Origin of the sequence: Phycicoccus duodecadis (assembly GCF_002846495.1) — a bacterium.
Taxonomy (GTDB): domain Bacteria; phylum Actinomycetota; class Actinomycetes; order Actinomycetales; family Dermatophilaceae; genus Phycicoccus; species Phycicoccus duodecadis.
Genome location: NZ_PJNE01000001.1, coordinates 2,435,356 through 2,447,573, shown reverse-complemented (window position 1 = coordinate 2,447,573; position 12,218 = coordinate 2,435,356). Strand labels below are relative to the sequence as shown.

Below are 12,218 nucleotides of genomic sequence, written 5' to 3'. Positions count from 1 at the left end.
CGCTCGTGACCCTCCCGGTTCGCCGCGTGCTCGCGGTGCTCACCCTCGGCGCCGCCCTCGTCACCTCCGGCTGCGGGTCCCTCCAGACCAACCGCGCCGCGACGGTGGACGGCACGGTCATCACCGAGGACGAGGTCCGGGCGGTCATGACCGAGGTCAACTCGATGCAGCCGGCCCTCCTCCAGGAGAAGTTCACACCGTCGAGCGCCCTCACCGCGCTGGTCCGGGCTCGTCCCGCCATCACGTTCTTCGAGGAGAACGGGGTGGTGGCGTCCCAGAGCGTCGCCACCAAGGAGGCCGAGACCCGCGGGGTCGCCGACCCGAGCGACGCCACCATCGAGGTCATCCGCTTCGTCGACGCCCTCAGCCAGGCCGCGTCCAGCCAGAAGTTCACCGCCGCCGACGAGACCGAGCTCGTCCAGCAGATCAGCCGGCAGAAGGTCACCGTCAACCCGCGTTACGGCGTGTTCGACGCCGACACCGCGGCCGTGGGCACGGCGACGCCGCCGTGGGTCACCGCCTACTCGCCCCGGCAGTGAGCACCGGCCGGCTCGGCCTCCTCGTCACCTCGCCCCGCGTCGCGCCGGGGCTGCTGTCGGCCGCCGCCTGGTCGGCCGTCTCCGGGGCCGGCCGGCTGCTCGCGCGCGCCGACGACGAGCCGCTGGTCGAGGCCCTGGCCGACGCCGGGGTCGCCGTCGAGGCGGTGGGCGACCTGCCGCCCGCGGCGTTGGCCCGGCTGTTGGTGGACGCCGCCGGGCTCGGCTCGGTGGTGTGGCTGGGCTCGGCCGACGCCGACCCCGGGCTGTCGGACGCCGTGGCCTCCGAGGTCTCGCGGCTCGAGTCCCCGCCCGACGTGGAGCTGGTCGTCGGCTCGTGGGACGTCCAGGGCGGCCGGCTGCTCGACGTGGTGGCCGCCATGGACCGGCTGCGCTCGCCGGGCGGCTGCCCCTGGGACGCCGAGCAGACCCACGCCTCGCTGGCCCCGTACCTGGTCGAGGAGGCCCACGAGGTGCTCGAGGCCATCGACGGCGGTGACCCACGGGCGCTGGCCGAGGAGCTCGGCGACGTGCTGCTCCAGGTCGTCTTCCACGCCCGGGTGGCCGAGGACGCTCCCGAGGGCGACGCCTTCGACGTCGACACGGTGGCCGGGCTGCTGGTCGAGAAGCTGGTGCGCCGGCATCCGCACGTCTTCGCCGACGGCCAGGCCACGACGCCCGGCGAGGTCGAGCAGGAGTGGGAGCGGATCAAGGCCCTCGAGAAGGCGGGCGCGGGCGACGCCTACGCCCAGGACCTGCTGCACGGCATCCCGCCCACCCTGCCGCCGGCACTGGCCGCCGACAAGGTGCTGGCCCGGATGCGGCGGAGAGACCTCGAGGCCCAGCCCGCGGTCCTGGCCGAGCTCGAGGAGGCCCGGGCCGCGCTCGCCCAGGCCGAGGAGCGGGTCCGTGCGGCGGTCGCGGACGTGGCCGGTAGCGCCGTCCCCACCGCCTGAGCAAGCGCCGGTCGCCACGTCGTCTTGATTTGTAACTGCAAGGTCGCTTAATATCTGCAAGTATGAGCCTGACCGAGCGGGAGCGCGCGATCGTCGCCCTGCTGCGCGCCGACCCCCTGCTGGATGCCGCGGGGCTGGCCGAGCGCCTCGGCTCGACGCGCGCGGCCGTGTCGGTGCACCTGTCGAACCTCACCCGCAAGGGCGTGCTGCTGGGGCGCGGCTACCTGGTGCGGCCGGATGCCGGGTCCGTGCTCGTCGTCGGCGGAGCCGTCCTCGACCTGAAGGTCCGCACCAGCACGCCGCCGGTCCTGGCCACCAGCAACCCCGGCACGGCCACCTCGGCGGTCGGGGGGGTGGGGCGCAACATCGCCGAGAACCTGGCCCGGCTCGGCACGCCCACGGCGCTGGTCGCCGCGGTCGGGCGTGATGCCGCGGCCGACACCGTGCTCGGGCGCACCTCCGAGGCGGGCGTCGACTGCCGCCACGTGATCCTCTCGCCGCACCCGACCGGCACCTACACCGCGCTGCTCGACCACGTCGGCGACCTGCACCTGGCCGTCGCCGACATGCGTGCCACCGACGAGCTGACCGTGGGCGACCTGGCCGTCGTGCCGTCGCTGCTGGCCGGCGCCGGGGCTCTGATCGTCGACTGCAACCTGCACGTCGACGTCATCCGCTGGCTGCTCACGACCGCGGCGGCGGCCGGGGTGCCGGCGGTCCTCGAGCCGGTCAGCGTCGCCAAGGCCACCGAGGCCGCACCGGCGCTCGACGGCTCGGTGCCGCTGCACACCGTCACGCCCAACGTCGACGAGCTCGCGGCCCTCGTCGGCGCCCCGGTCGCCGACGCCGTCGACGACGTCGTGCGGGCGGCCGGTGTGCTGCACGCGCGCGGCGTCGAGCGCGTCTGGGTGCGCCGTGGCACCCGCGGCAGTCTGCTCTCGGTCGACGCCGGCGTCGACGGCGACGGTGCCGCGCGCCGGGTCGTCCTGGTCGCCGCGCCCGCGGTCGAGGTCGCCGACGTCACCGGCGCCGGCGACGCGATGACGGCCGGCTACGTCCACGCCGTCCTGCGTGGCGAGGGTGTCGTCGAGGCCGCCCGCACCGGCCAGGTCCTGGCCGCCCTCACCTGTGCCTCGCCCGACACCGTCCGCCCCGACCTGACCGCCGCCCTGGTCGCGGCCCACCTGACCCCCACCCACCCCGCCACCGAGGAGACCTCCCGATGACCACCGCCACCACGCCGCACCCGATGCTCGCCGTCGCCCCCGAGGTCCGCGAGGCACTGGCCGACGGCCGGCCCGTCGTGGCGCTGGAGTCGACGATCATCAGCCACGGGATGCCCTACCCGCAGAACGTCGGCATGGCGCGCGAGGTCGAGCAGATCGTGCGCGACCACGGCGCCGTCCCGGCCACCATCGCCATCCTCGACGGCCGCCCCACGGTGGGCCTGTCGGACGACGAGCTCGAGATGTTCGGCGCCGACACCGCCATCCGCAAGGTCAGCGTGCGCGACCTCCCGCACGTCGTCGCCACCGGGGTCCACGGCGCCACCACCGTCGCGAGCACCATGCGGATCGCTGCCCTGGCCGGCATCCGGGTCTTCGTCACCGGCGGCCTGGGGGGCGTGCACCAGGGCGCCGAGACCTCGATGGACGTCTCGGCCGACCTCACCGAGCTCTCGCGCACCGAGGTCGCCGTCATCTCCGCCGGGGTGAAGTCGATCCTGGACATCGGTCGCACCCTCGAGGTGCTCGAGACCCTCGGTGTGCCGGTGGTCGGCTACGGCACCGACGAGTTCCCGTCGTTCTTCTCGCGCTCCAGCGGCCTGCCGGTGCCGATGCGCCTCGACACCCCGGAGGAGGTGGCGGCGCTGATGCAGGCGTCGTTCGGGCTGGGGCTCGGCAGCGGCATCTCCATCGCGAACCCGGTTCCCGCCGAGGACGAGATGCCGCGTGCCGACATCGACGCCGTGATCACGCGCGCGCTGGCCGACTGCGCCGAGCGCGGCATCACCGGCAAGGACATCACGCCGTACCTGCTCGGCCGCCTGGTCGAGCTGTCGGACGGGCGCTCGCTGCGGACCAACCTCGCGCTGGTGCGCAACAACGCCGTCGTCGGCACCGCCATCGCCGTCGCGTACGCCGGACTGGCCTGACCGGGCCACCTCGACGCGTTCGAGGCGGCTCGCGCGCTCAGGCGGCCGCGCCGGCCAGGGCCGCCCGCACCCGGGCCAGTACGGCCGCCGGGTCGGCCAGCTCGGCCCAGGTGACCCGCACGACGCGGTATCCGGCGTCGCGCAGCCGTTCCTCGCGGCGCTTCTCGCGGGCGAGCTCGGAGGGGCCCTCGATGCCGCCGTACTTGACCATCCCGTCGAACTCGACCACCACCCGGCCGCCGACGAGCCGGTCCACGCGGCCCACGAAGCCGGCCGCGTCGTGGACGTCGACCTGGCTGCGGACCTCGACCCCGAGCGCCTCGAGGACCAGGCGCGTCCGTGACTCGCCTGGCGACTCGGCCCGTCCGTCGGCGCGCTCGACCGCGGCGCGGGCGCGCGCGATCCCGTGCTTCAGGCCGGGATGGGCGAGAGCGGCCACCAGGTCGTCGGTGCCGCACCGCCGCTCGTGCAGCGCGCCGTCGAGGGCCACGACCCCGGCCTCGACGCCGTCGCGCGCCGCCACCTGCAGGCACGCCACGGCCGGCGGCAGGGCCCGGGGATGCGCGGTGACCAAGTGCTGGTGGTGGGCCGCGAGCCGGTGGACGTGCAGGCCGCGGCGGACCTTGGTCGTGCGCACCGTGCCGGCGACGTCGACCGTGGTCAGGTCGACCCCGTGCATCGGCAGCCCGTGCAGGACCAGTGCGGCGTGATGGGAGGCGACCCAGCGGGGATGCGCGGCGATGACCCCGACGACGGTGAGCCGGTAGCGCTCCCACGGCGGCGCGGCGTCCCAGACCGGGGCGGCGGCGTAGAGCCCGCGTCGGACGCGGCGCAGGTCGCCGGCCGAGACGGCGCACCGTAGGTCGTCCGGCGACAGGCCGCCCCGCCGGGCGGTGGCGGTGTCCAGGACGCCGGGGCCGGTCGCGAGGAGTCGTCGCAGGTCGGGGAGCACGGCATCCAGCCTGCCGACTCCGGGCCCGTGCGCCGTGGAGTTGTCCACAGGCCCCCCGCGCGGGTCGCCGCACCCGGCTCCGGCCGGGGCGTCCGGGGTGCGGGTCGCTCGCGGGTGACGTACGCCACCCCGGCTACCCTCGGAGGCGAACCCCATCCCCTCTCCACAGGAGTCCCTGGTGGCCAGCATCGATGCAGTAGGCGCGCGCGAGATCCTCGACTCGCGCGGCAACCCCACCGTCGAGGTCGAGGTCGCCCTCGACGACGGCACCGTGGCCCGTGCGGCCGTCCCGAGCGGCGCCTCCACCGGCGCGTTCGAGGCCGTCGAGCGCCGCGACGGTGACAAGAACCGCTACCTCGGCAAGGGTGTCGAGAAGGCCGTCGACGCCGTCATCGACGAGCTCGGCCCCAAGCTGCTCGGCTTCGAGGCCAGCGAGCAGCGCCTCGTCGACGCCGAGATGCTGGCCGTCGACGGCAGCGCCAACAAGGAGAAGATCGGCGCCAACGCCATCCTCGGCGTGAGCCTGGCCGTCGCGCGCGCCGCCGCCGACTCGGCCGACCTGCCCCTGTTCCGCTACGTCGGCGGCCCCAACGCGCACGTCCTGCCGGTGCCGATGATGAACATCCTCAACGGCGGCAGCCACGCCGACTCCAACGTCGACATCCAGGAGTTCATGATCGCGCCCATCGGCGCCGAGACCTTCCGCGAGGCCCTGCGCTGGGGCGCCGAGGTCTACCACGCGCTGAAGGGCGTGCTGAAGGAGAAGGGCCTGGCCACCGGGCTCGGCGACGAGGGCGGCTTCGCGCCGAACCTGGAGTCGAACCGGGCCGCGCTCGACCTCATCCTCGAGGCCATCGAGAAGGCCGGTTACACCCCGGGCGAGCAGATCGCGCTGGCGCTCGACGTCGCCGCCTCCGAGTTCTACTCCGACGGCTCGTACGCCTTCGAGGGCGGCACCAAGACCGCCGAGGAGATGGTCGACTACTACGCCGACCTCGTCGCGTCCTACCCGCTGGTCTCCATCGAGGACCCGCTCAACGAGGAGGACTGGGACGGCTGGAAGGCCATGACCGACCGCCTCGGCGACCAGGTGCAGATCGTCGGCGACGACCTCTTCGTCACCAACCCCGAGCGCCTCGCCCGTGGCATCGCGTCGGGCACGGCGAACGCCCTCCTGGTGAAGGTCAACCAGATCGGCTCGCTCACCGAGACCCTCGACGCCGTCGACCTGGCGCACCGCAACGGCTACCGCTGCATGATGAGCCACCGTTCCGGCGAGACCGAGGACACCACGATCGCCGACCTCGCGGTGGCGACGAACTGCGGCCAGATCAAGACCGGCGCCCCGGCCCGGTCCGAGCGCGTCGCCAAGTACAACCAGCTGCTGCGCATCGAGGAGGAGCTCGACGACGCCGCCGAGTACGCCGGTGCCGGCGCCTTCCCGCGCTTCGCGGCGCGCCGCCAGGGCTGACCGGCGGAGCACCGATGGCCGGACGCACGACCGGGCCCGCGTCGCGACCTGCGCGACGCGGGTCGGCCGCGCGCCCGGCCGCCCGCGGAACCTCCGCGTCCGGCCGCGCCGGCTCCGCGCGCTCGGGCTCCGCGCCGCGGGGCACCGGCGCGGGGCGTGCCCGGCCCGCGGCATCCGCGGCCGCCCGATCAGCCGCCTCGAGCCCCACCACGGCCAAGGTCGTGCGCCGAGCACCGGCCGGCTGGCGCCGGGTCGGCGGCGCTGCCACCAACCGGGTGGTGCGCCGCGGTGTCGTGCTGGTCTCGATCCTCGCCTTCCTCGCCGTCCTACTCGGGTCCTCGGTCGCGGCGTGGTTCCACCAGCGCACCCAGATCGCGGCGCTGCGCGAGCGGGTCGCCTCGCAGGAGGCCGACGTCGCCGCGCTGCGCGCCGAGCGTGAGCGCTGGAACGACCCGGCGTACGTCGAGCAGCAGGCGCGGGAGCGGCTCAAGTTCGTGCGGCCGGGGGAGCGCTCGTACACCGTCCTCGACCCGGCGCCGGCCACCGCCACGACCCCCGAGATCGCCGGTCCGGGCGCGCGCGAGAAGGTCGCGCCGCGCCCCTGGTACGACACCGTCTGGGAGTCGGTGCGCACGGCCGACGCCCCCGGAGCCCGCCGGTGACCCCGCCCGCTCCGCCCGTCCCGCCCACCGCCGCGGATCTCGATGCCGTCACGCGCCAGCTCGGCCGCCCGGTCCGCGGCGTGGCCGAGGTGGGCCACCGTTGCCCGTGCGGTGAGCCCGATGTCGTCCGTACCGAGCCGCGATTGCCCGACGGCACCCCGTTCCCGACCTCGTTCTACGCCACCTGTCCCCGGCTGACGGGAGCGGTCTCCACGCTCGAGAGCCGGGGCGTGATGCGCGAAATGAGCGAGCGTCTCGACGCCGACCCCGAGCTGCGGGCCGCCTACCGGGCCGCGCACGCCGACTACCTGACGCGCCGGGCCGAGCTCGGCGACGTCCCCGAGGTCGCCGGGGTCTCGGCCGGGGGGATGCCGACGCGCGTCAAGTGCCTCCACGTGCTCGTGGCCCACTCGCTCTCCGCCGGGCCGGGGGTCAACCCGCTGGGCGACGAGGCCCTCGCGATGCTGGGCCCCTGGTGGGAGCGCCATCCGTGCGCCGCGGTCACGGCCGCCGAACGCGCGGGCGACGCCTCGCCCGACGGCCGATGACGGGGCGCCGGGTGGCGGCCGTCGACTGCGGCACCAACTCCATCCGCCTGCTCATCGCCGACGTCGGCGACGACGGGCTCCTCACCGACGTCGTGCGGCGCACCGAGGTCGTGCGGCTCGGTCAGGGCATCGACCGCACGGGCGTCATCGCCCCCGACGCGATGGAGCGCACCCTCGCCCGCTCCCGCGAGTACGCCGCCCAGTGCCGCGAGCGCGGCGTGCGCGACGTGCGCTTCGTCGCCACCTCGGCCTCGCGCGATGCCCGCAACGCCGACGAGTTCGTGGCCGGGGTCCGCGAGGCGTTCGGCGACCTCGACGTCGCGCCGGAGGTTGTCGCGGGCGACGTCGAGGCGCGGCTGTCGTTCACCGGCGCCACCGGAGACCTGCGGCGGCTCGGCATCCCCGGCCCGTACCTCGTCGTCGACCTCGGCGGCGGCTCCACCGAGCTGGTCCGGGGGACCGACGCCGTCGAGGCGGGGCGCTCGATCGACATCGGCTGCGTACGCCTCACCGAGCGGCACCTGGCCGGTGACCCGCCCACCGACGACGAGGTCGTGGCCGCGCGCGCCGACGTCGCGGCCGCCCTCGACACCGCCGAGGAGGTCGTCGACCTCGCCGGGCTGTCGGCCGTGGTCGGGCTGGCCGGGTCGATCACCACCGTCACCGCGCACCTGCTCGCCCTCGACCGCTACGACCCCGAGGCCGTGCACCTGGCCGAGCTGCCCCTGGCCGAGCACCGCACCGCGTGCCGCGGGCTACTGGGGATGGCGCGGGCCGACCGCGGCGCGCTCCCGTACATGCACCCCGGCCGGGTCGACGTCATCGGGGCCGGCGCGCTGGTCTGGCACGAGGTGCTGGGGCGCGTGGCCCTGCGCTCACCCGGCGCGCGCGTCGTCACCAGCGAGCACGACATCCTCGACGGCATCGCGCTGTCGGTCGCCGCCCGCTGACGCCTCGCCGACCCGGGCCACGAGTCCGAGCGACCCAGCCGCCTCCCGATGACACGCGGTGTCGTCCTCTGCGCGGTACCGCGGTGTGCGGAGTACTGTGCCATCCACAGGAAAGGGAGGTGGCGATGGACGACACCCAGCTGGTCAAGGGCGTGCTCGACCTGGCGGTGCTCGCCGTGGTTGCGCGGGAGGACGGCTACGGCTACGACATCGTGCGGCGGTTGCGCGAGGCGGGCCTCGAGGAGGTCGGCGACGCGTCGGTCTACGGCACGCTGCGCCGGCTGTACGCCGCGGGGGCGCTGACGTCGTACGTCGTGCCCTCCGACGAGGGACCGCACCGCAAGTACTACGGCATCAACCCGGAGGGACGTCACGTGCTCGAGACCCAGGCGAAGACATGGGGTGGCTTCGTCGCCACCATGGACGGGCTGCTGACCGGGGCGGGGGTGGCCTCGTGAGCACCCCGACGATGCCGCTCGCCGACCCGCGCGCCGAGGACGTGCGCGCCTACATCGGGGCCGTGCGCGCCTGGCTGGCCGACCTGCCGGCCGAGGAGGTCGAGGACCTGACGCTCGGGATGGAGGCCGACCTGGCCGAGCGGGCGGCCGAGAACGGCGGCCGGCTCGGCGAGCTGCTGGGCGACCCCGAGGCCTACGCCGCCGAGCTGCGGGCCGCGGCCGGTCTCCCGCCCCGCGCGGTGCCGGAGGCGGGGCCGGCGTCGCACGGGTTCTGGGCCCGCTCGGTCGACGACGCACGCCGCGAGACGACGCTGCGCCTGGAGCAGTGGCCCTGGCTGCGCGACCTGCGGCCCGTCTGGTGGCTCGCCCGCGGCTGGGTGCTGGGCTGGGCGGTGGCCGCCGTGCTCGGCACCGGGCACGTGCTGGTCCTACCGTTGCTCGGTGCGGCCCTCTCGTTCTGGTGGGGTCGCCGGCTCGCCTCCCGTGCGCCGTCCGGCGCGGCGCTCGGGGCGCTGCGGGCCGCCAACGTGCTGGCGGTCGTGCTGCTCCTCCCGGCAGCCGTGTCGGTGCTGGATGCGAACGGCGTTGGTGCCGAGGATGTCTCGTACCAGCCGCCGGCCGGTCTGTCGCTCGACGGTGCGCCGGTGTCCAACCTCTACGTCTACGACGCGCAGGGGCAGCGGGTGGAGGGCGCGCGCATCCTGACCCCCGACGGGCGCGGGGTGTTCGTCGACCCCACGACGACCTCGGGCTCGCCCGAGGAGCTGCCCTACCGGCCCGACGGCACTCCCGACGTGCGCAACGACGTCTTCCCGCTCGTCATCGGTGACCGCGACCCGTGGGCCGACCCCGGCTACGGATGGGTCCCGCCGCTGAGCCTGACCCCGCTGGCGGTCACGCCGTCGTCATCCCCCTCGGCGTCGGCGACCGGCACGGCGTCGCCCACCCCGACCCCGACGCCCCCGGGCGGCTGACGCGACGGGCACGGGGTCGCGCTACCGTGGGCGCGCCCCCGTGGCCCAACCGGCAGAGGCAGGCGCCTTAAAAGCGCCACAGGTGCGGGTTCGACTCCCGTCGGGGGCGCGTAGCGCTCCCGCGGGGAGTCGGGAGGAGCCCGAACGGAGTGAGGGCGACGGTTCCCGTCGGGGGCGCGTAGCGCTCCCGCGGGGAGTCGGGAGGAGCCCGAACGGAGTGAGGGCGACGGTTCCCGTCGGGGGCATCCGAACGGCTACCCCGAGCGGTCCGTTCGTTGCTGATCCGCCTCCCACCGGGCCCGGAACGCCCATTCGCCCCCGGGCTGCCCGGCCCCGCCGCTACCGTCCGAGGGCAGGCACCTCACGAGGACGGATGGCCGTGTACGGAGCAGAGGGACCTTTCGACGACTGGGCGAGCCGGCCGGGCGCCGTCGCGTCGTCGTTGACCCATCGCCTGAGCATCGCCGTCTACGTCGCCGAGCCCGGGCCGGTCGGCCGCTGGTTGCACGTGAGCCCTGCCATCCACGAGGTCCTGGGTGTCTCGCCGACCGCCATCCTCGAGGACCCGACGCTGTGGAACTCGCTCCTGCACCCCGACGACCGGGAGGCCCTGATCGGCAGCGAGGTCGTCCTCGAGCCCGACACCCGGGCACGCACCGACTACCGGGTCATCCGCCCCGACGGTCGCGTCGTCTGGCTGCTCGACGACGCCGTCATCGGCCTCGACGCCGCCGGCAGGCCGGTCATGGACGGCTACCTCGTCGACATCACCAGCCAGCGTCGGGCCGAGCGGATGATGGCGGCTCAGGCCCGCGTCGTCGAGGGGCTCACCGGCCGCACCCCGCTGCGCGAGGTCCTGGTCGGTCTGCCCGAAGCCTGCGTGGAGTCCGCCTCGGCGGTCGCGTGCGTGGTCGAGGTCGGGGACGCCCGCCTCGTGGCGCTCCGCTCGGACGCCGACAGTGTGCCCCGCCTCGGCGCGACGCTGTCGGCCGACACGCCCCTCCCCGACTCCGAGGCCACCGGCCGCGTCACGCTGCACTACGCGCCCGGCGTCGTCCCGCCGGCCGACGACCGGGCCGTTCCCGAGTGGGCCGTGGGGCTGGTTTCGCTGGCCGCCACCCGCCTGGCCGAGCGCGAGCGGGCCGAGCTGATGACCGCGCAGCTGGCGGCCACTCTCGAGTCGACCGTCGACGGCATCCTCGTGGTCGACCGCCACGACCGGGTCGTCGGCCACAACACCCGCTTCGCGCGGATGTGGGATCTCGACCCCGCCGTGCTGGCCGCGGGCGACACCGCCGCGGTCACGGGGGCGATCCTCGACCGGCTCGAGGACCCCGCCGCCTTCCTCGCCGCCGTGCAGCACCTGGCCGGCAACCCCGAGGAGACCAGCGTCGACGAGCTGCGCACCCGCGACGGTCGCGAGCTCGAGCGCTACTCGCTGCCCCAGCGCATCGACGGCCACCCCGTGGGCCGGGTCTGGAGCTTCCGCGACGTGACCGAGACCCGCCGGCTCCAGGCCGAGGTCCGCGAGCGGGAGGCCAGCCTCGACCGGCTGGTCAGCCAGGTCAAGGACTACGCCATCCTCAACCTCGACGCCGAGGGGCGGGTCGCCTCGTGGAACGAGGGGGCCGCGCGCATCCTGCGGCACGCCGAGAGCGCCGTGCTCGGGATGTCCTACGAGGTGTTCTTCCCCGACGACGCCCCCGAGTTCGGCCGTGCCGACCGCCTCCTCCAGCTGGCGCTGACCCGCGGCTCCGCGCGCGAGGAGGGCTGGTTCGTGCGCCGGGACGGCGAACGCTTCTGGGCCGCCGTGGTGCTCACCGCCCTGCGCGACGACCAGGGGCGGATGCGCGGCATCGGCCTCGTGCTCCAGGACGTCAGCGAGCGCCGCACGGCCCAGCTGGCCCTCGAGCGGCGCGCCCGCACCCTGGCCACCGTCGGCACCATCGCCACCGCCGCCAACTCGGCCACCTCGATCGGCGGGGCCCTCGACACCGCCCTGTTGGCGGTCTGCGAGCACGGCGCCTGGCAGCTGGCCCACGTGTACCTGCTCGACGACGAGTCCGGGACGTTGCGCCACCACGCCTGGCACGTGGCGCACGACCTCGACCCGCACCGGTTCGCGGCCTTCATCGCCGCCACCGACGCCATCAGCCCGATCGACCTGCCGCTGCCCGCCGCCGTCCTCGAGCAGGGGCGTACCGTCTGGGTCAGCGACCTGACCGTCATGCCCGCCACCGGCCGCGCCCCCGTCGGCAGCGCCGCGGGTCTGGTGTCCGGCAGCGGCGTGCCGGTCCTCGTCGGCAGCGAACGCGTGGGGGTCCTGGAGTTCTTCAGCACCTCGCCGCGTCCGTTCGACGTCGAGTCCGACCTGGTGATGCGCCAGCTCGGGACCCAGCTCGGGCGGGTGGTCGAGCGCGAGCGCGCCGAGCGCCGTTCGGCGGCGCTGGCCCGCAGCGTGATGCGCCTCTCCGGGGGCAACCCGCCGCCGGCCTGACCGCAGGGCCCACCGGTTCTCAGCGGGAACTCAGCGGCCGTTCCCGACGTCTACTCTGG

General features: G+C 75.2%; 12 protein-coding genes and 1 tRNA gene. 12 read left to right on the top strand and 1 reads right to left on the bottom strand.

From position 1 onward, the window contains the following. Positions 1-5: 5 nt before the first annotated feature. The 4 genes from ATL31_RS16940 (at position 6) to ATL31_RS11415 (ending at position 3,647) form a co-directional block, all read left to right on the top strand. A complete protein-coding gene (locus ATL31_RS16940; RefSeq protein WP_245862347.1) occupies positions 6-539 on the top strand; it encodes a hypothetical protein in 534 nt (177 codons plus the stop codon). Further along, entirely contained in the window at positions 536-1,492 is a 957-nt protein-coding gene (locus ATL31_RS16935) for a MazG family protein (RefSeq protein WP_245862344.1), read from the top strand. The genes ATL31_RS16940 and ATL31_RS16935 overlap by 4 nt, the downstream gene beginning before the upstream one ends. A gap of 62 nt (positions 1,493-1,554) precedes the next feature. Further along, on the top strand, positions 1,555-2,718 hold the full coding sequence (locus ATL31_RS11420) for a PfkB family carbohydrate kinase (protein ID WP_101395875.1): 1,164 nt from the start codon (positions 1,555-1,557) through the stop codon (positions 2,716-2,718). After that, positions 2,715-3,647 (top strand): pseudouridine-5'-phosphate glycosidase, encoded by a 933-nt coding sequence (locus ATL31_RS11415; RefSeq protein ID WP_101395874.1) that lies wholly within the window; start codon positions 2,715-2,717, stop codon positions 3,645-3,647. Before ATL31_RS11420 ends, ATL31_RS11415 begins: the two co-directional genes overlap by 4 nt. 37 nt (positions 3,648-3,684) lie before the next feature. Here the strand turns inward: ATL31_RS11415 and ATL31_RS11410 are convergent, their stop codons facing one another. Then, positions 3,685-4,599, bottom strand: a complete 915-nt coding sequence (locus ATL31_RS11410) for a type IV toxin-antitoxin system AbiEi family antitoxin domain-containing protein (protein WP_101395873.1) — start codon at positions 4,597-4,599, stop codon at positions 3,685-3,687. A 178-nt stretch (positions 4,600-4,777) separates the two neighbouring features. On the opposite strand from ATL31_RS11410, the gene eno reads away from it, so the two are divergent. From eno to ATL31_RS11370, 8 genes are all read left to right on the top strand, one after another. Next, positions 4,778-6,070 (top strand): phosphopyruvate hydratase, encoded by a 1,293-nt coding sequence (gene eno, locus ATL31_RS11405; protein ID WP_101395872.1) that lies wholly within the window; start codon positions 4,778-4,780, stop codon positions 6,068-6,070. 221 nt (positions 6,071-6,291) lie between these two features. Beyond that, positions 6,292-6,732: an FtsB family cell division protein gene (locus ATL31_RS11400; RefSeq protein ID WP_143598381.1), complete on the top strand. Its 441-nt coding sequence runs from the start codon at positions 6,292-6,294 to the stop codon at positions 6,730-6,732. Then, entirely contained in the window at positions 6,729-7,280 is a 552-nt protein-coding gene (locus ATL31_RS11395; RefSeq protein WP_101395870.1) for a DUF501 domain-containing protein, read from the top strand. The genes ATL31_RS11400 and ATL31_RS11395 overlap by 4 nt, the downstream gene beginning before the upstream one ends. Further along, complete coding sequence (locus ATL31_RS11390) at positions 7,277-8,230, top strand: Ppx/GppA phosphatase family protein (protein ID WP_101395869.1); 954 nt, start codon at positions 7,277-7,279, stop codon at positions 8,228-8,230. Before ATL31_RS11395 ends, ATL31_RS11390 begins: the two co-directional genes overlap by 4 nt. Positions 8,231-8,355: 125 nt before the next feature. Further along, a complete protein-coding gene (locus ATL31_RS11385) occupies positions 8,356-8,688 on the top strand; it encodes a PadR family transcriptional regulator (RefSeq protein ID WP_101397550.1) in 333 nt (110 codons plus the stop codon). Then, complete coding sequence (locus ATL31_RS11380) at positions 8,685-9,662, top strand: hypothetical protein (RefSeq protein WP_101395868.1); 978 nt, start codon at positions 8,685-8,687, stop codon at positions 9,660-9,662. Before ATL31_RS11385 ends, ATL31_RS11380 begins: the two co-directional genes overlap by 4 nt. A gap of 34 nt (positions 9,663-9,696) precedes the next feature. Beyond that, positions 9,697-9,771, top strand: a tRNA-Leu gene (locus tag ATL31_RS11375). 270 nt (positions 9,772-10,041) lie between these two features. Next, positions 10,042-12,159: a PAS domain S-box protein gene (locus ATL31_RS11370; RefSeq protein ID WP_158239844.1), complete on the top strand. Its 2,118-nt coding sequence runs from the start codon at positions 10,042-10,044 to the stop codon at positions 12,157-12,159. The last annotated feature ends 59 nt before the right edge of the window (positions 12,160-12,218 follow it).